The sequence below is a fragment of the Leisingera sp. ANG49 genome (genome assembly GCF_059694505.1).
In genome coordinates, this window is record NZ_JCATZN010000013.1 from 1 (window position 1) to 26,655 (window position 26,655).

At 59.8% G+C, this 26,655-nt stretch carries 28 protein-coding genes; 16 read left to right on the top strand and 12 right to left on the bottom strand.

The window, feature by feature from the left end:
- The 6 genes from AC58NV_RS22125 to AC58NV_RS22150 form a co-directional block, all read left to right on the top strand.
- Window positions 1-186, top strand: a 186-nt coding sequence (locus AC58NV_RS22125; protein ID WP_497229079.1) for a hypothetical protein, incomplete at its 5' end; no start/stop codon positions are given.
- 685 nt (window positions 187-871) lie between these two features.
- Window positions 872-1,255 (top strand): hypothetical protein, encoded by a 384-nt coding sequence (locus AC58NV_RS22130; RefSeq protein ID WP_497229080.1) that lies wholly within the window; start codon window positions 872-874, stop codon window positions 1,253-1,255.
- Complete coding sequence (locus AC58NV_RS22135; protein ID WP_497229081.1) at window positions 1,248-2,444, top strand: HlyD family secretion protein; 1,197 nt, start codon at window positions 1,248-1,250, stop codon at window positions 2,442-2,444. The genes AC58NV_RS22130 and AC58NV_RS22135 overlap by 8 nt, the downstream gene beginning before the upstream one ends.
- Before the next feature lie 559 nt (window positions 2,445-3,003).
- Window positions 3,004-3,543 carry an ATP-dependent zinc protease family protein gene (locus AC58NV_RS22140; RefSeq protein WP_497229082.1) on the top strand — a complete coding sequence of 180 codons (540 nt, stop codon included), beginning with the start codon at window positions 3,004-3,006 and terminating at the stop codon, window positions 3,541-3,543.
- A 25-nt stretch (window positions 3,544-3,568) separates the two neighbouring features.
- The gene (locus tag AC58NV_RS22145; protein WP_497229083.1) at window positions 3,569-5,104 is read left to right on the top strand and encodes a UUP1 family membrane protein; all 1,536 of its coding nucleotides are present in this window, start codon (window positions 3,569-3,571) and stop codon (window positions 5,102-5,104) included.
- Entirely contained in the window at window positions 5,104-6,066 is a 963-nt protein-coding gene (locus AC58NV_RS22150; RefSeq protein WP_497229084.1) for an alpha-L-glutamate ligase-like protein, read from the top strand. Before AC58NV_RS22145 ends, AC58NV_RS22150 begins: the two co-directional genes overlap by 1 nt.
- Window positions 6,067-6,194: 128 nt before the next feature.
- Here the strand turns inward: AC58NV_RS22150 and AC58NV_RS22155 are convergent, their stop codons facing one another.
- From AC58NV_RS22155 to AC58NV_RS22165, 3 genes are all read right to left on the bottom strand, one after another.
- Window positions 6,195-7,199 carry a zinc-dependent alcohol dehydrogenase family protein gene (locus AC58NV_RS22155; protein WP_497229085.1) on the bottom strand — a complete coding sequence of 335 codons (1,005 nt, stop codon included), beginning with the start codon at window positions 7,197-7,199 and terminating at the stop codon, window positions 6,195-6,197.
- Between the two features lie 279 nt (window positions 7,200-7,478).
- Entirely contained in the window at window positions 7,479-7,862 is a 384-nt protein-coding gene (locus tag AC58NV_RS22160) for a DUF4345 family protein (protein ID WP_497229086.1), read from the bottom strand.
- A gap of 24 nt (window positions 7,863-7,886) precedes the next feature.
- The gene (locus tag AC58NV_RS22165; protein WP_497229087.1) at window positions 7,887-8,810 is read right to left on the bottom strand and encodes an SDR family NAD(P)-dependent oxidoreductase; all 924 of its coding nucleotides are present in this window, start codon (window positions 8,808-8,810) and stop codon (window positions 7,887-7,889) included.
- A gap of 130 nt (window positions 8,811-8,940) precedes the next feature.
- Between AC58NV_RS22165 and AC58NV_RS22170 the strand changes: the two genes are divergently transcribed.
- The gene (locus tag AC58NV_RS22170) at window positions 8,941-9,858 is read left to right on the top strand and encodes a LysR family transcriptional regulator (protein WP_497229088.1); all 918 of its coding nucleotides are present in this window, start codon (window positions 8,941-8,943) and stop codon (window positions 9,856-9,858) included.
- Between the two features lie 406 nt (window positions 9,859-10,264).
- Here AC58NV_RS22170 and AC58NV_RS22175 read toward each other — a convergent pair whose 3' ends face one another.
- From AC58NV_RS22175 to AC58NV_RS22185, 3 genes are read right to left on the bottom strand one after another with little or no spacing between them, the layout of a single operon-like run.
- Complete coding sequence (locus AC58NV_RS22175) at window positions 10,265-10,894, bottom strand: transmembrane anchor protein (RefSeq protein ID WP_497229089.1); 630 nt, start codon at window positions 10,892-10,894, stop codon at window positions 10,265-10,267.
- Window positions 10,895-10,913: 19 nt separating this feature from the next.
- A complete protein-coding gene (locus AC58NV_RS22180; RefSeq protein WP_497229090.1) occupies window positions 10,914-11,636 on the bottom strand; it encodes a HupE/UreJ family protein in 723 nt (240 codons plus the stop codon).
- A 58-nt stretch (window positions 11,637-11,694) separates the two neighbouring features.
- Window positions 11,695-12,063 (bottom strand): hypothetical protein, encoded by a 369-nt coding sequence (locus tag AC58NV_RS22185; RefSeq protein WP_497229091.1) that lies wholly within the window; start codon window positions 12,061-12,063, stop codon window positions 11,695-11,697.
- A gap of 68 nt (window positions 12,064-12,131) precedes the next feature.
- Here AC58NV_RS22185 and AC58NV_RS22190 point away from each other — a divergent pair, with 68 nt between their 5' ends.
- The 3 genes from AC58NV_RS22190 to AC58NV_RS22200 are packed head-to-tail and all read left to right on the top strand — an operon-like array spanning window position 12,132 to window position 14,155.
- Window positions 12,132-12,392: a metal-sensing transcriptional repressor gene (locus tag AC58NV_RS22190; protein WP_490399042.1), complete on the top strand. Its 261-nt coding sequence runs from the start codon at window positions 12,132-12,134 to the stop codon at window positions 12,390-12,392.
- Window positions 12,393-12,399: 7 nt separating this feature from the next.
- Window positions 12,400-13,725, top strand: a complete 1,326-nt coding sequence (locus tag AC58NV_RS22195; RefSeq protein WP_497229092.1) for an MFS transporter — start codon at window positions 12,400-12,402, stop codon at window positions 13,723-13,725.
- A 1-nt stretch (window position 13,726) separates the two neighbouring features.
- Window positions 13,727-14,155 carry a YqaA family protein gene (locus AC58NV_RS22200; RefSeq protein ID WP_497229093.1) on the top strand — a complete coding sequence of 143 codons (429 nt, stop codon included), beginning with the start codon at window positions 13,727-13,729 and terminating at the stop codon, window positions 14,153-14,155.
- 26 nt (window positions 14,156-14,181) lie between these two features.
- Here AC58NV_RS22200 and AC58NV_RS22205 read toward each other — a convergent pair whose 3' ends face one another.
- Both AC58NV_RS22205 and AC58NV_RS22210 read right to left on the bottom strand, forming a co-directional pair.
- On the bottom strand, window positions 14,182-14,922 hold the full coding sequence (locus AC58NV_RS22205) for a hypothetical protein (protein ID WP_497229094.1): 741 nt from the start codon (window positions 14,920-14,922) through the stop codon (window positions 14,182-14,184).
- Window positions 14,923-15,079: 157 nt separating this feature from the next.
- Window positions 15,080-15,736 carry a GntR family transcriptional regulator gene (locus AC58NV_RS22210; protein ID WP_497229120.1) on the bottom strand — a complete coding sequence of 219 codons (657 nt, stop codon included), beginning with the start codon at window positions 15,734-15,736 and terminating at the stop codon, window positions 15,080-15,082.
- Between the two features lie 137 nt (window positions 15,737-15,873).
- Between AC58NV_RS22210 and dctP the strand changes: the two genes are divergently transcribed.
- The 6 genes from dctP to AC58NV_RS22240 all read left to right on the top strand — a co-directional run bounded on the left by dctP (window position 15,874) and on the right by AC58NV_RS22240 (window position 22,063).
- The gene (gene dctP / locus AC58NV_RS22215; protein WP_497229095.1) at window positions 15,874-16,860 is read left to right on the top strand and encodes a TRAP transporter substrate-binding protein DctP; all 987 of its coding nucleotides are present in this window, start codon (window positions 15,874-15,876) and stop codon (window positions 16,858-16,860) included.
- A gap of 79 nt (window positions 16,861-16,939) precedes the next feature.
- On the top strand, window positions 16,940-17,482 hold the full coding sequence (locus AC58NV_RS22220; RefSeq protein WP_039167304.1) for a TRAP transporter small permease: 543 nt from the start codon (window positions 16,940-16,942) through the stop codon (window positions 17,480-17,482).
- 5 nt (window positions 17,483-17,487) lie between these two features.
- The gene (locus AC58NV_RS22225; RefSeq protein WP_497229096.1) at window positions 17,488-18,804 is read left to right on the top strand and encodes a TRAP transporter large permease; all 1,317 of its coding nucleotides are present in this window, start codon (window positions 17,488-17,490) and stop codon (window positions 18,802-18,804) included.
- Entirely contained in the window at window positions 18,801-20,048 is a 1,248-nt protein-coding gene (locus AC58NV_RS22230; protein WP_497229097.1) for a malonyl-CoA decarboxylase, read from the top strand. Before AC58NV_RS22225 ends, AC58NV_RS22230 begins: the two co-directional genes overlap by 4 nt.
- Before the next feature lie 15 nt (window positions 20,049-20,063).
- On the top strand, window positions 20,064-21,578 hold the full coding sequence (locus AC58NV_RS22235) for a malonate--CoA ligase (RefSeq protein WP_497229098.1): 1,515 nt from the start codon (window positions 20,064-20,066) through the stop codon (window positions 21,576-21,578).
- 71 nt (window positions 21,579-21,649) lie between these two features.
- Window positions 21,650-22,063, top strand: a complete 414-nt coding sequence (locus AC58NV_RS22240; protein ID WP_497229099.1) for a universal stress protein — start codon at window positions 21,650-21,652, stop codon at window positions 22,061-22,063.
- Between the two features lie 413 nt (window positions 22,064-22,476).
- Here the strand turns inward: AC58NV_RS22240 and AC58NV_RS22245 are convergent, their stop codons facing one another.
- The 4 genes from AC58NV_RS22245 to AC58NV_RS22260 form a co-directional block, all read right to left on the bottom strand.
- Window positions 22,477-23,283, bottom strand: a complete 807-nt coding sequence (locus AC58NV_RS22245; RefSeq protein WP_497229100.1) for a PhzF family phenazine biosynthesis protein — start codon at window positions 23,281-23,283, stop codon at window positions 22,477-22,479.
- Window positions 23,284-23,352: 69 nt separating this feature from the next.
- On the bottom strand, window positions 23,353-24,147 hold the full coding sequence (locus AC58NV_RS22250) for a carbon-nitrogen hydrolase family protein (protein WP_497229101.1): 795 nt from the start codon (window positions 24,145-24,147) through the stop codon (window positions 23,353-23,355).
- A gap of 3 nt (window positions 24,148-24,150) precedes the next feature.
- A complete protein-coding gene (locus tag AC58NV_RS22255) occupies window positions 24,151-25,308 on the bottom strand; it encodes a M24 family metallopeptidase (RefSeq protein WP_497229102.1) in 1,158 nt (385 codons plus the stop codon).
- A gap of 49 nt (window positions 25,309-25,357) precedes the next feature.
- A complete protein-coding gene (locus tag AC58NV_RS22260; RefSeq protein WP_497229103.1) occupies window positions 25,358-26,653 on the bottom strand; it encodes a TRAP transporter large permease in 1,296 nt (431 codons plus the stop codon).
- Between the last annotated feature and the right edge of the window lie 2 nt (window positions 26,654-26,655).

The following is a 26,655-nucleotide window of genomic DNA, read 5'->3' on the forward strand; positions in this document are numbered from 1 at the left end:
TTCAGCCGCCAACACAACTCAGGCAGTAGCGATAGCCGCCAGCCGGGGGCTGATTGCTGTTTGAGAATTTTTTTAGCTGCGCCTCATTCAGTAGTCTTCCTGCAAGCATCTGTTTTTATAAAATTACTCCTCGTACGTGCCCGCCGTCGCGCCAAGTCAGCTATATGCGAAGTTATGGTAAAGTAACCGGGTTTCTTATTGAGGCTGAAAAGGGTTCACCTATGTCGCCTTCGTCATAACAACCTCCTGTCCGGAACCGTTACGACGGCCTATTGAATCCTTGAATCCTTCCAGTACCTGTCAATCATTTACACAGAGCGGTTGGTTAAAGCTGGCATCGAGCCTTCTGTCCGCAGCTGTCGGGCGACATATAGTTTTGCCATTTGCGACAGAACCCTTCCTTTTTTGTGTCTCCAACATCCCCGCTCGCGCCTCCTTTTCCGCCAGTGGCGAAGCTTTCGCTGATTTTCACTTCGGAAGACCTCGTGTCTTCCGGAGGGCAAAGCAGGGTGGGCGCAGCCCGGACTGCGGCCGGACGGTGATCTGACACACGGGGCCGGAGCGGTGAAATTGGGAGTGGCCCGTGCCAGGCGCGGGAGGAAGCCACGCGACATGCGAACTCACACACTGCGGGACGAAGTGTGAATTCGCTGCGACAACACCAAGGGCAGCTTGTGGGGCAAGCAGCAGGCGACTCGTCTTAGGCGAACGCTCGGGTGCACTTTTTCGTAATCCTAAATGTCACCACACTTGTATCGTCAAGAATGGTTTGCAGCGACTCACTACGCAGTTGACCAGTATGGATAGGCTTGACTTAAATAAACTTACCCAATCTGTAATAGAAAGTTTTGGAGAAAGAGAATTCAGGAAAATGGCAGACAATGCACACGGGGGTCACGCGGACCCAGGTTGGTTTGTACCTCCAAGTGAAGGCGATTTCCTTGCAATCGTAGTCATCGTGATTGTACTTGGTGGGCTCTACGGCATCGTATACCTTTATGCCGCTTTTGACCGTTGGGCGGAACATCGGGCTCAGGGTACACCGCTTGCGAAGACCATTCCAACCTTGCTGGCGATCGCACTGATTTACGAAATTTTTCCTGTCGATCACTTCCACCCGCTGCTGCCTTTAAGTGCTATTCTCATCGCCTTGATGGCCGACTGGTCCCGGTTTCACCTGAACATTAAAACTGAAGCTGACGCCGCTGACCTTCCCAACACAACGCTGAATAAGGGATACACCGACGATGTTTGAGCTTTTGTTCACATCCTTTCCAGCGGTGATTCGCTATGTTCAATTGCGGCGTCGCGGTGAAGCGATAACCGTTTGGAATATGAAAACAGCAGTGTTTTTGTGGGCGATCATGGCCTTCGCCGTCTTCATAATAGTTTTCTACTATCACCCGAAAACCTACGCAGGCGTAGTACCCTTCCGTACCGTGTCTGTCGTCGCGCAAACTACTGGTCCAGTGACTGAGGTTGCGGTTGTGAATGGCCAGCGGGTCGAACCAGGCGATCTCCTTTTTCGCATTGAAAACAGCGCCCAACGCGCAGACTTGGCGGAAGCCGAGGCGCAACTGGCAGTGATTGACGCTGAAGAGGTCAAGGCTGAGGACAATAAAAAGGTGGCCGAAGCGGGCGTGACAGAGATCGAAGCGCGGATTGTTAGCCTGCGGGACGAGCTGGACGACGCCCAATCCTTGGTCAACCGAGGGGTCGGAACGACAAATACCGTCATCGAAGCGACCGCCGCGCTGGAAGCTGCCGAAGCAGACTTGCAGGCCGCAAAGTCACAACTCGATCTCGCTTTGGTTGAAATCGAACAGAGTATTCCGGCTGAACGTCAGGCGATCAAAGCTACAATTGAGCAGGCAAACACCGCGCTTGCCTTTACCGAAGTCAGAAGCCTGGTTGGTGGAACAGTCACTCAGCTTGCTCTGAGCGTTGGCAGTCCAGCAACGACATTGGTAGTGCGCCCGTCGATGATTATCATTCCAGACCGCCCGAAAGATTTGCCAATCCGCGTTGTGGCCGGGTTCTCCCAGGTGGCAAACTCCACGATTTACGATGGAATGCCCGCCGAGATCGCATGCGAAACCAACGCAAATATCGCATTTCGGAACGCGATTTTCCCTGCGCATATCGTTTCTGTGCAACCAGCGGTGGCCACTGGTCAGGTCGTGCCAAGCGGAGATTTGCTTGAGTTGAACAACGCAACATACCGCGGCAGCGTTCAGGCCTTTGTTGAACTGGTGCACAAAGAGCACGAAGCCATGTTGCTCGACGGATCAGGTTGTATAGTTCAAGGATATACAAACAACATTGAAGGAACATATGGGCATATCGTAGCTGCGACGGGCGTGGTCAAAGCCGCTGGACTGCGAATGAAGGTACTTGGGTCAATTCTGATGGGAATTGGCCTGGCCGGAGGCGGAGGGCATTAGATTGTTGTTTGCAGGGTCGAATTTTCTGTTTAGCTGAAAGTCATAAAGGTCGGCTGAGGGCTCAAACTACCTATCTCAGCGGCAATCCTAGTTGGCGGTCCCTGGACGATGTCGAACGGCCCTTTGCGGAGATTCGTCACAACCCGCCGCCGCATCGCAGCGGTCGCCAGAGCGGCCATTGGCAACCGGGTGCAGCATTTTATTCCATGCAATGCCTCCGCGGGATTTTTCGGCCGTTCTCTGCAAGTACGAAAGATTGGTTAAGTACGGTCGTTTCAGCTTTGGTCGGCGGGAAGCAGTTTTTTGTCCTGACCGAACTTAACTGTATATCAGCTTCACAACTATACCACGGATGGTGTCAAATCTCGACAACCTGCAGGCCGGCTGCTACCACGAAGCACGCTCGGGGTCATAATCTTGGAAAAGGCTGGGCTGATAGGATCTGGAAAGGCAGGCCGGGAACAGGTTGAGAGCTACTTGATTGAAACCAGAGAACCGCCGCTAAAAAATAAGCATACCCCAACGAGCATTGGGGAGTAACGAATGAAGGAACTGAGCGTTGAGATATCAAATTCTCCCCGTTTCCATATTTGCATTTGTGATTTCTGTTTCCACTGTGCATGCAGAGGAAACGCCCAAGGTCATCGAACTGAAAGAATACCTTTCGCATGGTGAAATGCAGGTTCTTGGCGAGGCTGAGATGGTCCAGCTGCCGGAACATGGCGTTGCCTGGGAAGCGAGGATAGATTCCGGAGCAACAACGACGTCGGTTCACGCGCAGGACATCGAGGAGTTTGAAAGGGACGGCGAAGACTGGGTACGGTTCGTTCTGCGCAACGATGAACAGGACGTTTCAGTCAAAGTCGAGCGCAAGGTTGAACGGTTCGCTGAGATTCTGAAGCGCGGCGGCGGCCATCACCGCCGCCCCGTGATCAAGATGGATGTGGCGATCGGCGAAGTGGTGCGCCGGATCGATGTCAACCTGAGCGACCGCAGCGGATTTGAATACCCGATCCTCATTGGACGCAATTACCTATCCGGCGTCGCTTTGATCGACGTTAGCCGCGAGTACATTCAGGACACTTCCGTAGCCGAATAAAGTTCCGCCAGACAAAGCTTTTTCTATGACTGCAAAGATTCAGCTCAGACTTATAGTCGCCGTACTCCTGATAGCCGGTTTCGGACTGGCCGCTTTCAAGCATTTACAACTCGGGTTCCCGATCTGGCCAGGCGAAAGGGAAACCGTCTGGACAGCCGAGGCCAAAGTCACTTTTCAAGCCAAGGGAGAGCCGGTCCGGGTCCGGCTGAACCTGCCAACCAGCACCAACGACTTGCTGGTTCTGGATCAGGGCGTCGCTGGTCACGGGTTCGGATACTATGTGGAAAAGACCGAGCTCGGCAGAACCGGTGTCTGGGAGGCCCGCGAGGCCGACGGCGAACATTCGGTTTACCACCGTGCGCGCATCTACCGCGGTGGTGGCCGACCGGATGTGTTTGGAGAATTCGACACGCCGGACAAGCCGGAAGCCCCGGCTTTCCAGGAAAGCGAAGCAGGTGCGGCAGAATCCGTGCTGGCTGACGCCCACGCGCTGTCGGCCAATGCCAAGGGCATGGCGATCCGGCTGTCGCAGGAAATCTGGGCAGACAGCCCTTCGCCGACCGTGCAGGTCCTTCTGGGAGAAGAGGCCAGCCCGGGCGACAAGGTTGATATGATCACCAAGCTGCTGCATGCGGCCAAGGTGCCCACAATGATCGTGCGCGGCATGTTCCTGGACGAAAAGCGGCGCTCGACCCGACTGAGCGAGCTTATTGCCGTCTGGCACGAAGATACCTGGGCTGTCATCAATCCGCGCAACGGCGAGGCAGGCCTGCCCGAGCTGTTCCTTCCATGGCAAATCGGATCGCGCAGCCTTTATGAAGTAGAAGGCGCAGATGAGTCTGAGATCAAGTTTGCGGTCATCGCTGACGAGCTGGCGGCAGGCAAGGTAGCGCTGAGCTATGGCCAGTACCGCGGGGCCAGCCTGATCGATTTCTCAATTTTTTCTTTGCCGGTTGAATCGCAGAACGCCTTCAAGACCCTGCTGCTGATCCCCATTGGCGCGCTCATTGTGGTGGTGTTGCGTAACTTGGTCGGGCTGCAAACTTCGGGCACCTTCATGCCGATCCTGATTGCGCTGGTCTTTGTGCAAACAGAGCTTGTGACGGGGCTGATCCTGTTTGTTGTCGTGGTCAGTATCGGCCTGTTCATCAGGGGCTATCTGACCTCCCTGAACCTGCTGCTTGTGCCGCGGATCGCAGCGGTGCTCATTGTTGTGATCGTGCTCTATATCTTCCTGTCCGTTGTCGGTTTCAAAATGGGGGTTACGCAGGCCCTTTCGGTGACCTTCTTCCCGATGATCATTATCTCCTGGACCATCGAACGGATGTCGGTTCTGGCGGAAGAGGAAGGCATGAAGGACGTGCTGCTTCAGGGCGGCGGCAGCCTTTTGACGGCCGTGATCGCCTACCTGGCAATGACCAATCGCTACGTTGAATTCTGGACCTTCGAATTCCCTGAGCTGCTGCTGGTGGTTCTGGCGGTGATCTTGGTGATCGGTCAGTACACCGGCTACCGGCTGAGCGAGCTGCGGCGTTTCGAGCCGCTGGCGAGGGATAGCTGATGTTCGGTCTAGCGTCTCCGCGGAGGCTGGCGCGGGCAGGCATCGTGGGCATGAACCGCCGCAACGTGGAACTGATCGCGCAGAATAACCCACGCCATCTATACCCGCTGGTCGACAACAAGCTGAAAACCAAGGTTCTGGCCGAGGAGCACGGGCTCGACACACCCAAGCTCATCGGGGTTGTCCGGCAGACTGGCCAGATCCGGGAGCTCGCGGAATTTCTGGCCCCATGGCAGCAATTTGTCATCAAACCCGCCTGCGGCAGTGGCGGCAAGGGCATTCTGGTGATCTCTGGGCGCGACAGGGATCAATACGTCAAACCCTCCGGCGAGCTGGTCGGCTTCGATGCCCTGGCGCGCCATATCAACAATACGCTCAGCGGCCTTTTTTCTCTCGGGGGCAAGCCTGATGTGGCAATGATCGAAGCGATGGTTGATTTCGACCGGGTCTTTGACGGCTTCACCTACGAAGGCGTGCCGGATATCCGCGTCATAGTCTACAAAGGCTTCCCGGTGATGGCGATGACGCGACTGTCCACGGCGGCATCTGACGGTAAGGCAAACCTGCATCAAGGAGCCGTTGGCGTCGGGCTAGACATCGCCAGCGGCCGGGCATTGCGCGCCGTGCAAAACGGCACACCGATCAAAAAGCACCCCGACACCGGGGCAAATCTGGCAGATATCAGTGTGCCGCCTTGGCAGGCCGTCGTGCGGTTGGCCGCGCGCTGCCAGGCTGCAACAACGCTCGGCTACTTGGGTGCGGATATTGTGTTGGACCGTCAGGCGGGTCCACAGGTTCTAGAGCTCAATGCGCGCCCCGGTTTGGCCATTCAGGTAGCCAACGGCCACGGTATGGCGCCTCGCCTAGCAATAGTGAATGCAATGATTGCCGACGGCTCCGCACCCGAGGATCCAATTAACCGCGCAGACTATGCGATGCGAATTTTCTCCCCGGGTCACTAACCGGCCCATTCCGGGCCTTCGCCCTACCTTCACGTTTCTGCAGGCGCACCGCAAGACGGCACGCCCGTTCTGAGTAAAACGCTTTATGCATGTGGCTGAGACAGGCTTAGAGAAACTGACCGGCTCGCTTAATGCCCGATGTCGACCACGATTTTTCCGATCTGTGCGTTCGATGCCATGTAGGTATAGGCATCCGCCGCTTCGGCAAAGGAAAACACCCTGTCGATTGCCGGCGTGTAGGTGCCATTGGCCAACCCGTCGGAAATATGTGCGACGGCAGCCTTGCGGCGATCGGGGTGGTCCATCATCAGCCATGCAAAGTGGAATCCTTTGAGTGCCATGCCGCGACCGATCAGCGCGTTGAGCGGCGTTGCGGCAATCTCTCCGGCCAACAGCCCGTAGATCACAAACGTCGCTTCGAAACCCGCCGCATTTGCAATCTCTTCGGCCTCTGCGCCGCTGACGGCATCACAAGCGATATCGAAGCCGCGTCCTTCGGTGATCTCCAGAATTCGCGCAGTTGTGTTTTCGCTGCTGGTTACGATCACGTGATCAGCACCTGCGTCTTTCAGCGCATCCACCTTGTCGCCCCCCCGCGTCAGGGCAATAGAGATGGCGCCATGGGCTTTGATGACTTGAAAGGCGGCGATTCCGACACTGGAGCTGGCCGCGTTCAAAACCACGTATTGACCGGCATCTTTTTTGAGTCCACCCTGCTGAACCAGAATGCCATAGGCCGTGCCGAGCGCCACCCAGGAGGCCGCCGCGTCGCGATAGGAAACATCGTTCGGGATCCGTTCAAGCGCGGTGGCAGGCAGGTTCACAACTTGTCCAAGCACACCATATTCATCTGTCTTGAAGACCGGAAGGATGGCGACGCGGTCGCCCACTGCAAAATTCTCGACACCTGGGCCGGTTGCAACGATTTCACCGGCCCCCTCAATTCCGACTGCCGACGGCAGTTTCGGCTGAACCAGATAGGCGCCACCGAAAAAGAGCAGTTCGGCCCGGTTAAGCCCGGCGGCTTTCATAGCAACCTGAACTTCGCCTTCACGCGGCAGTTGGGGTGTTTGGTCTGCATATTCTAGGACTTCGGGCCCGCCGAGAGACGAAAACTGGACGACTCGGGTCATAGGTCTTTCCTTTCAATTGCGCGCGCCTGAGTTGAACAGGGCACGGGGGGCAGCCAGCATTCTCTGGCCTCCGGCGGTTTCGCCGGGGTCTGGTTGCTGTCCTTGGTGAGAGGGCGCTCAGTATGAGCTGCCCGATGAGGTCCGGGTGGCCTGCCCGAGGCGCGTGGACAAGCAATTGACTGGCCGCAGGCCTTTCTGATGCCTTGCAAACCTCGTCATCAAATTTCGCCCAGCTTTACTCGGTACCGCCGCCAGCGCAGCGGTTTCTCCGTTTGCGGCTTAGGCCGCTGGCGGATTGATGTGGGCGCCCATCAGAACGGCGATGATGACGATCTCGGCCAGGAGCGGCGGGACCACTTCTTTTTGCAAACCGTCTGCCACGATGCCGACAACACGGCCCGCGGCCACCGCGCTCAGGATCAGCGAGACAATCACAAAGCCCATGGTCTGACCGTTGATCAGCCCGTGCGCCAGGATCACGACGCAGGAGAGGAACAGCCCGCCTATAACTGAGCGGATGGTACTGAGGCCCGGCACACCGACCGGTTCGATTGAGAAGTTCTTCACCATGCGCCGCGGAGCAAACATCGACATTAGGCCGAGACCGGCAAGCATGACGGTGGCGGCGCCAACGAGGATTTTCAGAGCAAGTTCGAGTTCCATGACAGATCTCCTATCGGGGTGGCGTCAGGCGTATTGGGTGATAGCCCGGAGGGCGCTGTCTTGCAGATCAGCTTCACCCAGGCGGGCGTCGATAGTGATCTGATCCACGATGGGGCCAGTAGGTGAGCCAGCGCGGCTGGCGTAGAAGCGGCCGCTTTCGTATTCCGGGTTCAACAGCCCGTCGACATAACGTTTCGCACCGGTTTCCAGGTTGTGCATCATGCCGAACAGGGGCATGAGCACGCCACCGATATGTTTGAAGAACAGGCGTTTGGCGAAGGACAGATCGTCGAAGCCGTTGGTGCCGGTGGTGCCGCCGGGGCTCATGGTAACAAAGCGCACATTCGGGTGCTGACGGGCCATCGCACTCATCCAAAGGGCGGCGGTCAGCTTGATGTTGGCATAGACCACCAGCGGGTCGCCTTCGGGACCAAACTTGCTGCCATCGGCAATCGAGGTGAATTCTCTGGGCTCTTCCGAGGCCAGTTCCGGGCGAGCGACACCCATTTTCGGAATGCCGCGGGCAGCTTCGGACCCGGCATACAGCACGGTCGAGGTGACCAGTTGGCGATCCAGCAATGCGTTGACCAGCACAACATGGCCCAGCACGTTGGTGGCGAAAACATGGGTCACACCGTCTTTGGTCAGCGCGTAGGGAGTGCGGCCACCGGTGCCACCGGCATTGAGGATAACTGCATCCACCGGCGCCGTCATCTCGGACACAGCTTTGCGGATTGTTTCCGGGCTGAGCATGTCCATCAGCATGATGTCAAAGATCTTGCGTCCGGTCTCGGCCTCAAGCGAGACTTTGGCGGCCTCAGCCTTGGCGGCGCTGCGGCAGGCCAGAATGATCTTCCCGACGCCTTTTTGATGCGACAACTGGCGGGCGGCTTCGCGGCCGAGACCAGCGTTTGCACCGGTGATCAGGACGGATTGGATCGGTGTCACGGTGTGGTATCCATTGTGTTTCGTTGCGGTGTCCTCAAATTAGGGTGGTTGGGATTTGCCGTGTATCCCGGCAAAACTGGACATGATGGTTCAAAATTGAAACACAGGGCTGGAATTCGAGGAAAGCGGGATGAGCGCGCAGGATGGACGAGAGTTCGACTGGGATGATCTGAAAGTGTTTCTGGCTGTGGCGCGCAGTGGCACGTTGCGCAGTGCAGCGGCGGAAATCGGCGCCAACCACACCACGCTCACCCGGCGCTTGTCGGTGCTGGAAGAGCGGATCGGCAGCCGTTTGTTTGACCGGTCAAAGGCCGGGCTGGTGCTGACCCAGCTAGGAGAGGATCTGCTGCCCTACGCCCGGCGGGTTGAGGATGAAATGGCCTCAGCCTCGCGGGTGATTGTCGGGCGTGATGCGCAGCCTGCGGGCACGGTCTATTTAACCTTGCCGCACGGGCTGGCGATGACTTCGATTATGGATGACCTGGCAAGGTTTGCAGATATCTACCCGGATATCACTCTGAACATGACTTTCACGAATGACGTGGCTGACCTGACGCGGCGCGAGGCTGATGTGTCTTTGCGCGTGGCGCATGAGGTGACTGACGATGTGGTGGGGCGTAAACTGGTGCAAATGTCCCAGGCCGCCTATTGCACGCGCGGCTATGCCAGGCAAGTGCGGGACAATGGCGGCGAGGGATTGAACTTTATCGGCTGGCATGAAGCTGAGGATCAGGTGACGGCGAAGTGGCTGCAGGACAGCTATTACCCCAAGGCCCGGCTGAAACATCGGGTATCCGAGCTGGTGCCGCTGATCACGCTGGCGGCGTCTGGTTTGGGGATGGCGTATCTGGCGTGCAATCTTGGCGACCGGCACCCGAACTTGATTCGTGCCCCGTTTCAGAAGCCGCTGCCCTATCGAAGCCTGTGGCTGCTCTTGCACCGTGACCTGCGCAGCACTGCGCGGGTCCGGTTATTTGTTGATTACCTTGCGAAGCAGGTTTCCCTTCGAAGAAACGAATTCTGGGTTTCAGGAACTGAAAACAAATGACCTGACCTGGACTGCCTGATACGCGGCAAACTTCAACGAAATAACCGTTCACCCAGCCCCACCCCAAAGCCAGCTTCTGTCAATCGGCGTTTCTGGCTTGTCTTGGAATGGCAGTTTTTCCGCCATGATTTTTAGCCAAGGTCAGCTTTGGGGCCTTCGCGTCATGCTGCATGAGCAAAAATGGAAGGACCAAAGGAGCGGCAGCTTAGGGCTCACTGCCGCTTTGCGGCGTCGCGGCGACCAGGCAGCCGCCCTGGAAGACCAGAGCGGATCTTGGTTACCCCCTGGCATGACGGCAGCCAGCCCAAAGCGGTCATGGCCAGGTGTCCCTGCCGCTGGGGTCTATACCCTCAGGAAGGGCGAGAGCTGCCGTTCGCCGCATAGCGTATGAACGGCAGCTTTGACTTCAGCTTGCGTCCTTGAACTCGACGTATTCGCCGCGGACCTGGACCGACACTGTGATGTTCGAGCTGTCGCGGTTGCGCCAGAACCAGCCGTGTTCGCCGTTGAATTCGGCGACGATTTCGCCCTCGGCTCCGGTAGAACCGCGACCTTTCTCATAGGTGACGGAGTTGCCGCCACCATGGCCGTGCAAGTCGAAGTTGACCCGGCCGCCCTCGACGAGCATGCGGTATTCGACCGTCTGGCCTTCTTCCATCACCAGTTTCCATTCGGCGGAGGCGCCCGGAGCCAGGATGAAGCTGGTCTCGTCCCGCCACTCCTCAGCCGCCTCGGCGGCGGTGGTATCCTGCGCGTAGGCCGCGCCCACCAAGAGGCCGAGCATCTGGTCAAGCAGGCTGGACTGTTCGTCCACCTGCCGGTCGGCCTCGGCCTCCTCGGCGAGCTGTGTCTTGATCTCCCCCATCTCGGCCAGACCGATGGCGCGGCCGATGCCGGTCGGGTCGATGCCGTATTCGGCCGGTAGCACCACGGTGACGAGGATCGCCACGGCTGAGACGCCAGCGGTTACTGTCGAGCGGAGGAGCTGCTTCGAGCTGGGCAGTTCGTTGAGGCTGGGTTTTTCTGCGTTGAACATCTGGATATCTCCTGTCGGTTCAGGCGGCCACGAAGAGGCCTGTGAGCTGGTAGCCCATGAGAATGAAGCCAAGCGTCATCATGACGACGTTGGCGGAGTAGGCCTGGCGGAAGAATTTCGGTGATTTCCTCCAGTAGCCCATGACGATGAGGATCACAGCCAGGGCCATGAGCTGGCCCAGCTCGACGCCGACGTTGAAGGCCAGGAGGTTGGCCAGAAGCCCCTCGGAGGCGATGTCGTAGTCGAGGATCTTGGTCGCCAGGCCGGTGCCGTGGAAGAAGCCGAAGATCAGCGTCGCCAGTTTGGTATTGGGCTGGAATCCGAACCAGCGCTGGTAGGCGCCGAGGTTGTCGAGCACCTTGTAGACCACCGAGAGGCCGATGATGGCGTCGATGACATAGGCGTTGATGCCCCAGCCCAACCAGACGCCGAGCAGCATCGTGGTCGAATGCCCGATGGCGAAGAGGCTGACGTAGATGCCGACGTCGCGCATCTTGTAGAGGAAAAAGACGACGCCGAGCAGGAATAGGATGTGGTCGTAGCCGGTCACCATGTGCTTGGCGCCGAGATACATGAAGGGGATGATGTTCACTCCCCAGATCTCCTGGATATAGCCAGCGTCGCCCTCAGTGACATTGTGGGCTGCGGCCTGAGTTGCGCCGAGCGCAAGCAGGATAAGAGTTGTCAGGAACAGCGGCCTGCTCAAAGCGGCGAGGCGCGTGTCCCGAAAGTCTGCGGTCATGTTGGTCTCCGAAAAGAATGTGTGGGATCTGTGTGGCGGCCGCTCGGGCGGCACCAGATCACACGCGCGGAGGCCGCTCGTGGCGATAGACCGGGCCCGGACGCCATGACGGCCCGGCGGGAGAGCCCGCCGCTTGGGGAACATCCCACGCTTCGGCAAAGGAGCCACGGACAAGAAGCGCCGGGCTGTGGTCATGATCGGCAACATCATGGCTGTGGCCGTGCAGAGCCCAGGCGAGGTCTTCCTCGAACCCGTGGCTATGGCCGTGGGTTTCGATCATCTCCGCATGGTCCTGGATGGTAGCAAGCATATCCGGAATGTGGGAGGTGACCGGCTGGGAAGACCAGAACATAAGGCACAGGCAGAGGAGCGCGGCCAGGCCCCGCTGCATCCATTCCGTCCATTTTCCGGCAATCCGTGCCTGCACCATGTCCCTGCTCGTGGCTCTCTAAACGCCATCTTGCTTTATCCCCCACGGGAGGATAGCTCGTTCTTATGATAGAACCACACCGGCATGCAAGCCACCCCAAGCTCTCCGCACGGCTGAAACGCGCCGAAGGGCATCTGCGCTCAGTCATCGGCATGATCGAAGACGGGCGCCCCTGTCTCGAAATCGCGCAGCAGCTTCAGGCGGTGGAAAAAGCCGTCCGCAACGCCAAGCAGGCGCTGATCCATGACCACATGGATCACTGCCTCGACGGGGAAAACTCCGAATCCGACCGGGCCGAGCTCAAGGCCATCTCACGCTATCTCTGAGGCAATCATGCTGGATATCCTGTCTGACCGCACCTACCGGCACCTCTTCCTGGCCCAGGTTGTTGCTCTGCTGGGGACGGGCCTTGCAACTGTCGCACTCGGACTGCTGGCCTACGATCTGGCGGGGGACAGCGCTGCGATGGTGCTGGGCACGGTCTTCACCATCAAGATGGTGGCCTATGTGGGGATCGCCCCGGTTGCGGGAGCCTTTGCGGACCGGGTGAACCGCCGCCGCCTGCTTGTCGCGCTTGACCTGGTGCGGGCGGGTGCGGCGCTGGCGTTGCCCTTCGTGACCGAGGTCTGGCAGGTCTATGTGCTGATCTTCCTGCTCCAGTCTGCCTCGGCGGCCTTTACGCCCACCTTCCAGGCTACGATTCCCGACGTGCTGCCCGACGAGGCGCGCTACACCCGTGCGCTTTCACTTTCGCGCCTCGCCTACGATCTGGAAAACATCATAAGCCCGACACTCGCGGCGCTGCTGCTGGCACTGATGAGCTACAATACCCTGTTCCTGGGCACCGTGGCGGGCTTTGCCGCTTCCGCGCTCTTAGTGGTTTCAGTGATGCTGCCGAGCCCTCAGGCCGCCGAGCCGCGAGGGATCTACGACCGCACAACGCGCGGAATGCGCATTTACCTGGCAACCCCGCGGCTGCGCGGCCTGCTAGCGCTCAACCTTGCGGTTTCGGCAGCCGGGGCGATGGTGCTGGTCAATTCGGTCGTGCTGGTGCGCGGCCTTCTCGGCCTGCCGGAAAGCGCGCTGGCCTGGACGATGTTCGCCTTTGGGGCGGGCTCCATGGCGGCGGCGCTGCTGCTGCCAAGGCTTCTGGACCGGGTACCTGACCGCCCTGTCATGCTGTCGGGTGCCTGCCTCATGATCCTTTCGTTGTTTGGGCTTGCTGCAGTCACCGCTGCATCTGATCTGCATTGGGAAGCTCTGCTGCTCGCCTGGCTGCTTGCGGGCTTTGGGTATTCCGCGGTGCTGACACCCTCAGGACGGTTGCTGAAGCGTTCGGCGCACCCAGAGGACAGACCCGCGGTGTTTGCCGCGCAGTTCGCCCTGTCGCATGCCTGCTGGCTTGTCACCTATCCGCTGTCCGGCTTGCTGATGACACAGTTCGGGGCCATCCCGTCGCTGGTTGTCCTGGCCGCGCTGGCGGGCGTTGGGGTCCTGGCTTGCCTGTTGCAGTGGCCCGGTAAAATGGCGGGTGAAATTGAGCACAGCCATGACGATCTGCCGCCTGATCATCCGCATCTGCGAGAACACGGAACTAGCGGCCACAAGCATGAGATCATCATAGATGATCTGCACCGCAGCTGGCCTATGCGCTCCTGAAATGCTCTCCATCACCGGCCTGTTCACGGCGGCCCTTGTGGCGGCAACGCTCTTACCAGCACAGTCAGAGGCCGTTCTTGCTGGAATGCTGATTGGCGGCATCCACCCGGTTTGGCTGCTCCTGGCAGTGGCAACGGCAGGAAATGTCCTGGGTTCAGTCCTCAACTGGGCGGCAGGGCGGTATCTCATGCATTTCTCGGACCACCGCTGGTTTCCGGTTTCGCCTAAGCGGCGGGATCAGGCTTCGGAGTGGTATGGCAAATGGGGCCGCTGGAGCCTTCTCGGGTCCTGGCTGCCAGTTATTGGAGATCCGCTGACACTGGTCGCGGGGATCTTGCGCGAACCGCTTTGGCGCTTCGCGCTTATCGTGACCATCGCGAAGGGCGGAAGATATCTTGCTGTTGCCGGTATTGCGACCGCTGTCGCTTGACGCAGGCCAATTTCCAGTCAGACAGCTTACGTGAACTGGACACTTGCAACGAAGAGCAAGATCACCCCAGTCGAAAAAAGCGCGATACGGGATACCCGCAAAGCCACATTCCCGGCAGAAGGAAGCGCATGCCCCAAGCCCGCCCGCAAGGCGGTGGCAAGGGCCGCGGTCAATGCCAGCACGAATGCCACGCCAATGAGCATCATGAACGCAAAGGCGATGCCCGCTTCGGTGACTCCCCGGGCGCTTGCGAAGGTCATGACGAACAGCGTGAGCGGGCACGGAATCAAGCCAGCAAAGACACCGAAACAAATACCTTCCTGCTGAGAATGGCGTTTGGCCTTTCCAATCGCGACAATGATCAGCCAAAACCCCACGGCCCCGAGCAGTCCGCGGCTGAGCGCATCGAGGACCGGGGCGCGCCTCACTTCGCCGACGGTCATTGAGACCACCGGCAAGGCGAGCAGCACAATCGCGATTGAGGTTGCAATATGCGTGGCTGAAAGCGTGACTGCCGTCAGCAAGCCGCGGGACAGCGGCGTGCCGCTTCCTGCGACGAAGGTTGCGAGCAGTGTTTTGGAATGACCAGGCGTCAACGCATGCGCCGCGCCGAAAACGATGCTCCAGGGAAGAAAATCTGCGAGAGACCGCCATTCGCCTGTTGCTGCGTAAATACGCAACACCTGAGCAAGCTCGGCCGAGATTTCGCGCTGAACGGCAACCATCGAAGCCCAAGCCGAAAAGAGGAAACCGATGAACTCTGACATCACCCGACCAGATAGCTGCACTCATTCATGTAAACAAGACAGGCAAATTTTCGCCCAGGTGTGATCCGTGCAAAAATGCAAAATAGACTCGTCAATGACATTCAGTACTTACGTCTAGTTCATCGAGAGCCTGAATTCCTGCTTGGCTTGCCCCACACTATTCAGCGGCGTTTTTCAAAGTGGACATCAGCTGGTGAAACTTTTCACCCTGGACAGCCACATGATCCCGAAGCGTGTCAGCAGCAAGGTCCGACGTGCCCATTTCCAGTGCCCGAACGATATGTTCATGTTCAGCCATTGATTGGGCCATCCGGCCGCGGAAGCGCAACTGCTGGCGGCGGAAAGGCTTCAGCCGTTTGTGCAGTTTGGCCGCCTCCTGAGCCAGGAAGTTGTTGCCGGATTGCTGGTAGATGATTCTGTGGAACCGCTCGTTTTCAGCATAGTACTCATCAGAATCGCGCGCTTCGACCGCCGCTTGGCACTTTGAATTGGCGTCCCGCAGCTCCTCAAGCGCCTGGTCGGTGATCCGCAAGGCCGCCAGCCGGCCGCAGACTGCCTCCAGCTCTGCCATCACTTCGAACATCTCCATCAGCTCTACCGGACCGGGCTGGCGCACAAAGGCGCCGCGGCGGGGGATCAGCTCCACCAGGCCGGACAGCGCAAGCCGTTGAAAGGCTTCGCGAAGCGGCGTTCGGGAAACGCCAAACTGCTCGGCCAGCCGGACCTCGTCCAGCCGGTCTCCGTCAGAAAAAGTCCCGTTGAAAATCAGCTCTTCCAGCTGCTCGGCGATGTTGTCGGCGCGGCGTTGTTCCATGCTTTCAGGTTTACTCACGGCGCGGTGAAAATTCAACCTTGGCATTCTTGTATACAAAAATATTGACTTGAAAAACAAAGAACGTTTACCCTTTTGCCATCCCCTGGTCCGCCAGGAGAGTTTTTAGGGAGGAAAAAATGAAATCTGTTTTAAAGGCCGCCGTGGCCGGACTGGCGCTGGCTGCTGCGGGCAGCCTGGCAAACGCAACCGAGCTGCGCCTGTCGCATCAATGGTCCAATAAGGACATCCGCCATCAAGTCGCCCAGATCGTTGCCGACGAGGTGGCGGCTGCGGACGTGGATCTGAACATCAAGATCTTCGGCTCGAAATCGCTGTTCAAACCGCGCGAGCAGTATAAGCCGCTAAGCCGCGGCCAGTTGGACATGACGGTGCTGCCGCTGTCCTACGCCGGCGGCCAGCAACCTGCCTATAACCTCACCCTGATGCCGGGGCTGGTGAAGAACCATGACCATGCCGCGCGCCTGAGCGACTCACCTTTCATGGAGGCGCTGGAGGCCAAGATGGCCGAAGACGACGTGATGGTACTGGTGCATGGCTACCTGGCAGGCGGTTTTGCCGGCAAGGACAAGTGCATCACCAAACCCGAAGACGTGAAAGGGTTGCAAACCCGGGCGGCGGGCAAGTCGTTTGAACAGATGCTGGCCGGTGCAAATGCATCAATTGCATCGATGGCGTCTTCCGAGATCTACAACGCCATGCAGACCGGCGTGCTGCAGGCCGCGAATACATCCTCCTCGTCGTTTGTCTCCTACCGGATCTACGAGCAGGTCAGCTGCTATACCCCCGCGGGCGATGTGGCGCTGTGGTTCATGTATCAGCCGCTCTTGATGAACAAGCGAACCTTTGACGGCCTCAGCGAAGAGCAGCAGAATGCCCTGCTGGCGGCCTCGGAAAAGGCGCAGGCCTTCTATCTGGAAGAGGCCAAGAAACAGGACGCCACCTCGGCCAAGATTTTTGCCGATGCCGGTGTCGAGATCGCCGAGATGACGGCGGAGGATTTCGAAGCCTGGCGCAAGCTGGCGATGGAGACCTCCTATCAGAAGTTTGTCGATGAGGTTCCGGACGGGCAGACACTGCTCGACCTGGCGCTGGCAGTTGAGTGATCCCCTCGCCTGACTGCCGCCGGAGTGGCCCTTGCGCCGCTCCGCTCCCCCTCAACTTCTTCAACAACGGGAGGCGATGATGGCCAGCCATAGCAATGCAGCCATTGCCCATGCCGGCAACAATCCCTTTCTTCGCCTGGTCGCGGCGCTTTCGACCCTTGCGGGCTGGTGCTCGGCCGGCATGATCGTCGCCGCGGTCGCCATCACTTGCCAGATGATCGTGGTGCGCTTTGTGCTGAACGGCTCCACCATCTGGCAGACCGAGGCCGTAATCTATCTGATCATCGCAGCAACCCTGGTGGGGCTGCCTTATGTGCAGCGGCTGCGCGGCCATGTGAATGTCGACCTGATCCCGCTGTCGCTGGCGCCGCGCGGCCGCTTTGCCCTGGCGGTACTGACCGCGGTGCTGTCGATCGTCATCGTCGCGATCATGCTGTGGTACGGCTTTGAGTACTGGCATTTCGCCTGGGAGCGCGGCTGGCGGTCGGACACCGTCTGGGGCGTGCGCCTGTGGATCCCTTACCTCGCTATCCCTGTCGGGTTCGGCCTCCTGCTGCTGCAGCTAATTGCAGATCTGGTGGCCGTGCTGACCGGCATCGATAAACCCTTTGGACTGGAGTAAAGCCGATGGACCCGCTTCTGCTTGGCGGAATTGTGGCGCTGGCCACCATTCTCGTACTGTTCTCCGGCGTCTCCGTGGCCATTGGCCTGCTGATTGTCTCCGCCGGTTTCCTGATCATCTTCGACGGCCCCCGCTCGCTGGAGCTGATGCCCGAAATCCTGTTCGGTAAGCTCGACAACTTCGCGCTTCTATCGATCCCGATGTTCATCATCATGGGCGCCTCGATCGCCTCCACCCGGGCTGGCGCCGACCTTTATGAGGCGCTGGAGCGCTGGCTGACCCGCATTCCCGGCGGGCTGGTGGTTTCCAACCTCGGCGCCTGCGCGCTGTTTGCCGCCATGTCCGGCTCCTCGCCTGCTACCTGCGCCGCCATCGGCAAGATGGGCATCCCCGAGATGCGCAAGCGCGGTTATCCGGATGGCGTGGCAGCCGGCTCCATCGCTGCAGGCGGCACCCTCGGCATCCTGATCCCACCCTCGGTCACCATGATCGTCTACGGCATCGCAACCGAGACCTCGATCGGCCGCCTGTTCCTGGCCGGCGTGATCCCGGGGCTGATGCTGGTCGGCCTGTTCATGGCCTGGTCGCTCTATTCGACCTGGCGCTCCGGCGATGCCACGCGCCTCGGCTCGGGCAGCTACACCTGGGGCCAGCGGTTCGAGATCCTGCCCCGCGTGCTGCCTTTCCTGGCGATCATCCTCGGTGTGCTCTACGCCATGTACGGCGGCATTGCCACGCCGTCGGAAACCGCAGCGGTCGGCGCACTCCTTTGCCTGATGATCGCGATGATCATCTACAAGCTGTGGAATCCGCGCGATCTGTGGGTGGTGCTGCGCGACAGCACCAAGGAAAGCGTGATGATCCTTTTCATCATCGCCGCCGCCGGTGTGTTCTCCTATATGCTGTCGTCACTGTTCATCACTCAGGCGATCGCTGAATGGATCGGTACGCTGGACGTGAACCGCTGGGTGCTGATGGGGGCAGTCAACGTCTTCCTGCTGATCGCCGGCTTCTTCCTGCCGCCGGTTGCGGTGATCCTGATGGCGGCACCGATCCTGCTGCCGATCATCACCACCGCCGGCTTTGATCCGATCTGGTTCGCCGTGGTGCTGACCATCAACATGGAGATCGGCCTGATCTCGCCGCCGGTTGGCCTCAACCTCTATGTGATCAACGGCATTGCCCCGGACATCTCGCTGAAAACCATCCTCACCGGCTCGCTGCCCTTTGTGGCCTGCATGGTGCTGGCGATTGTCCTCCTCTGCCTGTTCCCGGGCCTGGCCACTTGGCTGCCCGATCTGGTGATGGGAGCGGCGCTATGACCCTTCTGGCTGATCTCCTGTCCACGGTTTTCGAGCGGCGCCAGCGCCGCGAGGCCGCCGCGGCGCCGGACGGCCGACCGCTGGAGGAGCTGGCCAGCGCGCTGGTCGGTTCCACCGGGGAAACCTCCGGCCTCGCCCTGGCCGAGGAAATCCTGACCCGGTTTGCAGCGCTGGAGGACGAGGGCAAATCCGCCTTCTTCCGCCAGCTCGCCACCGGCATGAACATCGCCCCCGAATCCGTTCGCAAGTCCCTGGAAGCCTATGAAAATAACCCGTCCAAGGCCACCTACCGCGCCTTCATGGAGGCCTCGGAGCCGCGGCGGCAGGAGCTGATCCGCCGCCTCAACCGGGTGCCCGATGCAACCGGCGCGCTGGTCAGGATGCGGGCGGACCTGCTGCGGCTGGGCCGGGGAGAGCCGGAACTGGAGGCGCTGGATCTCGACTTCCGCCACCTCTTTGCCAGCTGGTTCAACCGCGGCTTCCTGGTGCTGCGTCCGATCAGCTGGGAGAGCCCGGCGCATATCCTGGAAAAGATCATCGCCTATGAGGCGGTGCATGCCATCGGCAGCTGGGACGACCTGCGCCGCAGGCTGGAGCCCTCGGACCGGCGCTGCTTTGCCTTCTTCCACCCGTCGATGCCGGATGAGCCGCTGATCTTTGTCGAGGTGGCCCTGACCAAGGGAATCCCCGGCTCGGTCCAGGCCCTGCTGGCCGAGGACCGTGCGGCTATGCCCGCCGCAGATGCCACCACCGCGGTGTTCTACTCGATCTCCAACTGCCAGGCAGGGCTGGCCAGCATCTCCTTCGGCAACTCGCTGATCAAGCAGGTGGCGAGCGATCTGGCCGCCGAGCTGTCAGGCCTCGACACCTTCGTCACTCTCTCGCCCATCCCCGGCCTGACCAAATGGCTGAAACAGGAAGGCCTCAGCTGGGACACCGAAAACCCGGAAGAAATGCGCGCCATCGCCGCCCGCTACCTGCTGAGCGCCAAAGGCAAGGGCGGCCTGCCCTATGACCCGGTCGCCCGCTTCCATCTGGGCAACGGCGCAATTGTGCACGCTGTCCACGCCGACGCCGACACCTCGGACAAGGGTCGCGCCCAGTCCGGCGGCACCATGGTCAACTACCTCTACGATCTCGGCAAAACCGCCCAGAACCACGAGCACTTCGCGGCCACCCAGGAGGTGGTGGCCTCCGCAGACGTGCAAACCCTCGCTGCATCCGCTGCCAGCGCACAGGCTTAAGAAAGGCAACACCCCATGGCAAATCCATTGTTTGACCGCCTTTTCGGCATCCACGCCGGGAAGGCCACGCCCTTCCTGCATCTGCTGAACGGTGAGGTGATCACCCATCAGGACTTTCTCGGCACCGCCGCTCAGATCGCCAATGTGCTGGCACAGACCGGGCTGAAACCAGGTGACCGGGTTGCGGCGCAGGTGGAGAAATCCCCCGAAGCCCTGGCGCTTTATGCCGCTTGCGCGCAGGCCGGACTGATCTTCCTGCCCTTGAACACAGCTTACACCGCCGACGAACTCACCTACTTCATCGAAAACAGCGGTGCCTCCGTTGTGATCTGCGATGCCCGCAATGAGGCCACTTTGACCCCCATCGCCAAGCAGCTCGGCGCCGGGATCGAGACGCTGAATGCCGACGGCTCCGGCACCCTGACGGATCAGGCGGCCGCCATGCCGGTCTCCTTTGCCACTGTTGACCGGGACGGCGATGACCTGGCAGCCTTCCTCTACACCTCCGGCACCACCGGTCGCTCAAAAGGGGCGATGCTGACCCAGAACAACCTGCTGTCCAACGCGGAAACCTTGGCGCAGGAGTGGCGGTTCACCAGCGATGACGTGCTGCTGCACGCACTGCCGATCTTCCACACCCACGGACTGTTCGTCGCCACCAATGTCACGCTGGCAGCCGGCGGCAGCCTGATCTTCATGCCGAAGTTCGATCTCGACATGGTGCTGGAGCGCATGCCCCAGGCCACCACCATGATGGGGGTGCCGACCTTCTATACCCGCCTGCTGGGCGACGAGCGCTTCACCCGCGACCTCACGCAGCACATGCGCTTGTTCGTCTCCGGCTCGGCGCCGCTGCTGGCGGAAACCCATGTTCAGTTCGAAGAGCGCACCGGTCACCGCATCCTCGAACGCTATGGCATGACCGAGACCAATATGAACACCTCCAACCCGTTTGAGGGCGACCGCCGCGCGGGCACTGTCGGGTTCCCGCTGCCGGGGGTGGAGCTGAAAATCACCGACCCGGCCAGCGGCGATACCCTGCCGCAGGGGGAGGTTGGCCAGATCGAGGTGCGCGGCCCCAACGTGTTTAAGGGCTACTGGCAGATGCCGGAAAAAACCGCCGCCGAACTGCGCGAAGACGGGTTCTTCATCACTGGCGACCTCGGGAAGATCGACGAAGGCGGCTATGTCCATATTGTCGGCCGTAACAAGGACCTGATCATCTCGGGCGGCTACAACATCTATCCCAAGGAAATCGAGCTGGTGCTGGACGACCAGCCCGGTGTGCTGGAAAGCGCGGTGATCGGCGTGCCACATCCGGATTTTGGAGAGACCGTGCTGGGTGTAGTCATCGCTGAACCCGGCCAGTCCCCCGATCTGGACGCCATGATGGAGGCAGTCCGCCAGGCGCTAGCCCGCTTCAAGCACCCTCGCCAGCTGATCCTGCTGGACGAACTGCCCCGCAATACCATGGGCAAGGTCCAGAAAAACATCCTGCGCGACCAATACAAAGACATGTTCGCGTCCTGACCCTCCTCTCCCTGGGCAGGTGTCTCCGCCCTGTGGAGCGCCTGCCGCCCTTTTCGACGGAGAAAATGACAATGCCCAAATACAACAATATCCTGGTCCCGGTCTCTTTTGAGGCCGGCCGCAATGCCGCCCAAGCGCTGGAGATCGCTGACGCCATCCGCGCAAGCGGAGGCCGGATCACTGTTCTGCATGTGCTGGAGCAGCTGCCGCAGTATGCGAGCGACCAACTGCCGCAGAACCACCACGAAGTCGCGCGTGCCACGGTCACCGGAAAGCTTGCCCCTCTGGCAGAAAGCCTAACGGACACCGAGGTCGTCGTGGTGGAAGGCCACAGTGCTCGCAGCATCCTCGATTACGCCAAGGAGAACGCGAAGGATTGCATTGTCCTGGCTAGCCATCGGCCAGGAATGCAGGATCTTTTTCTTGGTTCTACAGCTGCTCGTGTGGTGCGCCAGGCACAGTGTTCAGTTCACGTAGTCCGGTGAAAGCTTGCCTTTCCGGGAAGCCGCATTGTGAAGAGTCATTTCGGTCGCCGGTCGGTGTCGAACAGGTCGAGCTATTTAACCCGGAACGGTGAACGCGAGTTTGCAATTTTTGCCTTCGTGCTCAAAGCTGGCGCACTGATGAATCGATGTCGCGCACGTGGCGAATGAGCGGAAAGTCCCCTGCCGAACCATTGGCACGAAAAAAATGCTGCACTGAGCACAAATGTCCGATCTGGGCCGGTAATGCCTGCTGCTTGGGGAGCTCCGGATTGCCTAGGTTTTATTGCGCCTTCAGCTGATCAGTTTCAGACGAGTCTCCGGCATAATTTGCAAGCTGCAAAAACTGAGAACAGACCTCTAAGTCAAGCGCGCCGACTTCCGCATTGGAAGCTCCTCTTGTACCGGACAACGCGTCAGAATGAAATTCTTCCTTCTAAGGTAACCACTGCATTGCCTCCGAGAACAACTTTGGCGCCGTCATGTTGACACAAGACCATGCCGCCCCGGGATGACAATTGACGCCCCCTTAATTGCTGCTTGCCCAGACGCGAAGACCAAAAAGGAGCGAGGCAACAATGCGCAACACCGGAGACCGAATCCTCCGGAACACCGTTGGCCGGAGCAAAAAAGCGCGAAACGAAGTCGTCCTCGCCCTGGCTTTTTGCTGTGACGATGACTGCCGGCAAGGGGAGCTTGGAAAGAGCATCAAAGTCCGGCCGAAGGCGGAGCACATCTTCCGCGTTTTCAAACACAGCCAGATAGTGCTTTGCAGCCAGAACTTGTTGAGGTTTTGCTCCCAAGGCCCGGCTCAGGCCGTCAGGTTCTTCGACTGCCGCAGGTAACAATGCCGGCATCTGCAGTTTCAATAGCCCGTTTTCCCGGTGGACTGACATCTCGGCAGAAGAGGAAAAAAAGCGGGTCTCTTCAAGCGCGGGTTCAAGACTGGTCAACAGTAGGTGGCCCGCCGCCAAAGTTGCGTGTCCGATCATGTCGACCTCCCGGGTTGGTGTGAACCAACGTATTTCGAATTCCCGGTGGGTTTTGGTGTCTGCTGCCTTCCTCCGGGGGACAAAGAAGACGGTTTCCGATTGGTTCATCTCGGTTGCAATGGATTGCATCACCGCGTTCGGCAGCCAGCGGTCAAGTGGGCAAACAGCGGCGGGATTGCCGGTCAGTGGCTGCTCGGTAAAGGCATCTACAAGGTAGACAGGTATTTGCATGTCAGTTCTCTTTGATTTGCAAGCGCAGGGTGGGCGGCATGCAATCTGGAGCCCGTGCTTCTAAGCTGGTCAGCCAGACAAGCTGGGCAGCTTCAGCCGGTCCTCTAGATATGGCAGGCGCGCTTGAGCAGAGGAAACCGCATCTTTTTCGGCCTGCACGCACAGCAGCTCTTCGCCTGTCCCTGCTCTGGCCAGTTCATGCCCATTAGGTGCGATGACACAGCTTCCTCCGAAATAATCCATACCGTTCTCATGCCCGCAGGAGTTTGCGTAGCAAACGAAAACCCCGTTTTCGAACGCGCGTGCGGGAATGACGGTGTTTGCCACCACGCCCCAATGCGCGCCCAAGGCTGTGGGAACCAGAACCAGCTCTGCCCCGGCCTGGGCGACCGCCCGGAAGGTTTCAGGGAACTCGGCGTCGTAGCAGATCAGTGTGGCAGCTTTGAACCCCTCCAGCTCGAACAGCGTGTAGGTTTTGCCGGGGTTGAAATGGTCACCTTCAAAGCCAGGCGGCAACAGGAGTTTGCGGTGGGTTGCCAGCAGGCTGCCGTCCTTGCCGATGCAGGAGGCTGAATTGAACAGGTCACCGCTGGATTGCTCCGCAAATCCGTAGTGAATCGCCACCTGATGCGCCCGGGCGAGTTCCGCGACCACCTGCGCCGACGGCCCGTCCGCCGGTTCCGCCCAGTCTGAAACCCGGCTGCCGATGTTATATCCGGTCAGAAACAGCTCAGGCAGCACCAGCAGATCGGTGTGCTGCCCTTGCAGTCGGGACAGACAGTTGCCTAACCACGCCAGCCGTGCCTGCGGACCGTCGAGGTCCGCAGGGCTTTGGGCAACTACGATATTCAGGTTGCCTGTCATGGCTCAGCCCTTGCTCAGCAGGATTTCGCGGGGGTAGCTGGTGATATATTCGGTGCCGGTTTCAGTCACCACAACCGAGTCGCCGATCCGGCCCGCAGTCACACCGTCCACCGAAATGCCGCCATCGACAGCAAAGGTCATGCCCGGCTGCAGAACAGTCTTGTCGCCTTCCTTCAGCTCCGGCGCCTCCAGGTAGGCAACGCCGATGGAACGGCCGGTGCGGTAGCCGGTCTCATAACCGCGCGCGCGGTAGACCTCATTGGCGGCAGCAGCCACATCCTCGGCCAGAACGCCGGGGCGCATCGCTGCGATGGCGGCCTGCTGGGCTTCAATCGCCGCTTCCTGCACGTCGCGCGCCTGGTCGGTCACATCGCCGATGTGGAACATGCGGTCGAAGCCCAGCTTGTATTGCTTGAACTGCGCCATGTTGCAGAAGCAGAAATAGACCGGATCGAATTTTTCGTAGGCTTTGACGCTGGCGCGGCGGTGCACCATCGAGGCATCGGTGCCGCTCTGCAGGATCTGCAGGTTGTGGATCATCGGCGAGACGAAGCGGTCCCAGCCCTTGTCCGTCAAGAAGGAGGCCGCCTTGCGCGAGCCTGCTTCGATCACGGCGAGCGCGGATTCATACTCCTGCGCGCCTTCCCGCAGGCTGTCATGCGCCGCCGCCATCATTGCGCCGGCGATCTGCCCGGCTTCTTTCATGACGCCGATTTCAAACGGTGTCTTGATGGTGCGCATGGCGCCAAGCACCGGCGAGATATCCTTGAGTGGCACGCCGGGATAGGTGTCATCCAGGTGGTTGCGCACGATTGCCGGAATGGTGCTGCGTTCGATCCAGATCTCCTTAGGGCTCTCGCCCAGGGCATTGGCCAGGGCGCGGCCCCAGCTGCGCGGGCCAATGTCTTCCCAGGTCTGCACATCCTCGACCCAGGTCATTTCCGCCACCATCTCGGATTCCATCAGCGGGGTGATGACAACCGGCGCGTCCTGCGCATCGACCACCAGCATTGAGGGACGGCCGAATTCGATCCCGAGATAGCCCCAGAAGCCCGCCAGGTAAGCGATCGAGCTTTCATCGGTGAACACGGCTTTGCCGATACCTGCCTGGCGCATGCGGTCCTGCAGGATGAGGGTGCGTTTCTTGGCTTCTTCCAGCATGTGCTGACTTCCTTCTGTTAGGTGGATTGAGTGGCGGACAGCGGGCAAATCAGCCCAGCAGCCCGGGCAGGAAAAGGGCTACCGGCGGCACGAAGGTCACGATCAGGACCATCGGCAAATGCCCCAGCAGCAGGAACTTCATCGTCGGGCCGACATAGACCGACAGCGGCTGGCGGGTGACGCCGCCGGCCATGTAGAGCAGCGGGGCGCAGGGCGGGGAGATATTGCCCAGCCCCAGGTTGGTGCCGACGATGGCAGCAAAGTGGATCGGGTCCAGGCCGATTTTCTGGGTGACGGGCAGCAGGATGATGGCTGCCAGAACGCCGCCGGAGACATCGTCGATGATCATCCCCATGATCAGCAGCAGCAGGTTGATCAGCAGCAGGATGACGATCTTGTTGTCTGAAATCGTCAGCAGCAGATCGGCAAACTGGGTCGGCACCTTGGCCAACACCATGCCGCGGCTCATCACGAACAGGAAGAACAGCACCATCAGGATCGCCCCGGTCAGCCGCGCGGCTTCGACCGTGGAGTTGAACAGCGACTGCATCGGCAGCGAACGGTAGATCGCAATGCCCACGATCAGCGTGTAGACCAGCGCAACCGCACCTGCCTCGGTCGGAGTGGCGATGCCGCTGTAGATGCCGCCCAGCACAATCACCGGCATGATGATCGCCAGGCTGGCCTTCTTGCCGGTGCCCGCAACCTCGGCGAGGGTTTCGCGCAAGGGCAGCTTGGGCGCGGTTGTGATGGTCTGGTTGTTGCGCAGGAAGAAGAAGTTCAGCCCGCAATAGATCAGTGCCAGCAGCACGCCTGGGCCCATGGTGGCCAGGAAGCACTTGGCAACGGACTCACGGATTGCAATGGCGAAAACGATCATTGGGATCGAAGGCGGGATCATCAGCGCCAGCACCGAGGAGACCGCGACAAGCGCGGTGGCATGGCCGGGCGGGTAGCCCTCCTTGATCATCCGCGGCACCATGATCTTGCCAATGGCGGCAATGGCGGCCGATGCACTGCCGGAGATAGCTCCGAACAGCGCGCAGGTGATTACGGTCACGGCGCCCAATCCACCTTTGGTGCGGCCGACAAAGCTGTTCACGAAGTTCAACAGCCGCTCGGATATACCGGAGGCACCCATCAGCGTGCCCGACAGGATGAACAGCGGGATTGCCAGCAATGAGAACGCGCTGACCTGGGAATAGCCGTAGCCGGCATGGAAGGAGATATTGGTGCCGGACATCAGCCCGTAGCCAAGTGCCCCGGCGCCGAAGGCAAAGCCAACCGGAACTTCGATCAGCAGCAGGAAGATGATGGCCAGAAAGGCAATGAGGAAGAAGGTCATGA

Bases quoted from the DNA above. Each gene is read 5' to 3' on its own strand.
- AC58NV_RS22130 (WP_497229080.1), top strand. From the start codon at position 872: ATGGCAGACAATGCACACGGGGGTCACGCGGACCCAGGTTGGTTTGTA.
- AC58NV_RS22135 (WP_497229081.1), top strand. From the start codon at position 1,248: ATGTTTGAGCTTTTGTTCACATCCTTTCCAGCGGTGATTCGCTATGTT.
- AC58NV_RS22145 (WP_497229083.1), top strand. From the start codon at position 3,569: ATGACTGCAAAGATTCAGCTCAGACTTATAGTCGCCGTACTCCTGATA.
- AC58NV_RS22150 (WP_497229084.1), top strand. From the start codon at position 5,104: ATGTTCGGTCTAGCGTCTCCGCGGAGGCTGGCGCGGGCAGGCATCGTG.
- AC58NV_RS22155 (WP_497229085.1), bottom strand. From the start codon at position 7,199: ATGACCCGAGTCGTCCAGTTTTCGTCTCTCGGCGGGCCCGAAGTCCTA.
- AC58NV_RS22160 (WP_497229086.1), bottom strand. From the start codon at position 7,862: ATGGAACTCGAACTTGCTCTGAAAATCCTCGTTGGCGCCGCCACCGTC.
- AC58NV_RS22170 (WP_497229088.1), top strand. From the start codon at position 8,941: ATGAGCGCGCAGGATGGACGAGAGTTCGACTGGGATGATCTGAAAGTG.
- AC58NV_RS22175 (WP_497229089.1), bottom strand. From the start codon at position 10,894: ATGTTCAACGCAGAAAAACCCAGCCTCAACGAACTGCCCAGCTCGAAG.
- AC58NV_RS22180 (WP_497229090.1), bottom strand. From the start codon at position 11,636: ATGACCGCAGACTTTCGGGACACGCGCCTCGCCGCTTTGAGCAGGCCG.
- AC58NV_RS22190 (WP_490399042.1), top strand. From the start codon at position 12,132: ATGATAGAACCACACCGGCATGCAAGCCACCCCAAGCTCTCCGCACGG.
- AC58NV_RS22195 (WP_497229092.1), top strand. From the start codon at position 12,400: ATGCTGGATATCCTGTCTGACCGCACCTACCGGCACCTCTTCCTGGCC.
- AC58NV_RS22200 (WP_497229093.1), top strand. From the start codon at position 13,727: ATGCTCTCCATCACCGGCCTGTTCACGGCGGCCCTTGTGGCGGCAACG.
- AC58NV_RS22205 (WP_497229094.1), bottom strand. From the start codon at position 14,922: ATGTCAGAGTTCATCGGTTTCCTCTTTTCGGCTTGGGCTTCGATGGTT.
- AC58NV_RS22210 (WP_497229120.1), bottom strand. From the start codon at position 15,736: ATGGAACAACGCCGCGCCGACAACATCGCCGAGCAGCTGGAAGAGCTG.
- dctP (WP_497229095.1), top strand. From the start codon at position 15,874: ATGAAATCTGTTTTAAAGGCCGCCGTGGCCGGACTGGCGCTGGCTGCT.
- AC58NV_RS22220 (WP_039167304.1), top strand. From the start codon at position 16,940: ATGGCCAGCCATAGCAATGCAGCCATTGCCCATGCCGGCAACAATCCC.
- AC58NV_RS22225 (WP_497229096.1), top strand. From the start codon at position 17,488: ATGGACCCGCTTCTGCTTGGCGGAATTGTGGCGCTGGCCACCATTCTC.
- AC58NV_RS22230 (WP_497229097.1), top strand. From the start codon at position 18,801: ATGACCCTTCTGGCTGATCTCCTGTCCACGGTTTTCGAGCGGCGCCAG.
- AC58NV_RS22235 (WP_497229098.1), top strand. From the start codon at position 20,064: ATGGCAAATCCATTGTTTGACCGCCTTTTCGGCATCCACGCCGGGAAG.
- AC58NV_RS22240 (WP_497229099.1), top strand. From the start codon at position 21,650: ATGCCCAAATACAACAATATCCTGGTCCCGGTCTCTTTTGAGGCCGGC.
- AC58NV_RS22245 (WP_497229100.1), bottom strand. From the start codon at position 23,283: ATGCAAATACCTGTCTACCTTGTAGATGCCTTTACCGAGCAGCCACTG.
- AC58NV_RS22250 (WP_497229101.1), bottom strand. From the start codon at position 24,147: ATGACAGGCAACCTGAATATCGTAGTTGCCCAAAGCCCTGCGGACCTC.
- AC58NV_RS22255 (WP_497229102.1), bottom strand. From the start codon at position 25,308: ATGCTGGAAGAAGCCAAGAAACGCACCCTCATCCTGCAGGACCGCATG.
- AC58NV_RS22260 (WP_497229103.1), bottom strand. From the start codon at position 26,653: ATGACCTTCTTCCTCATTGCCTTTCTGGCCATCATCTTCCTGCTGCTG.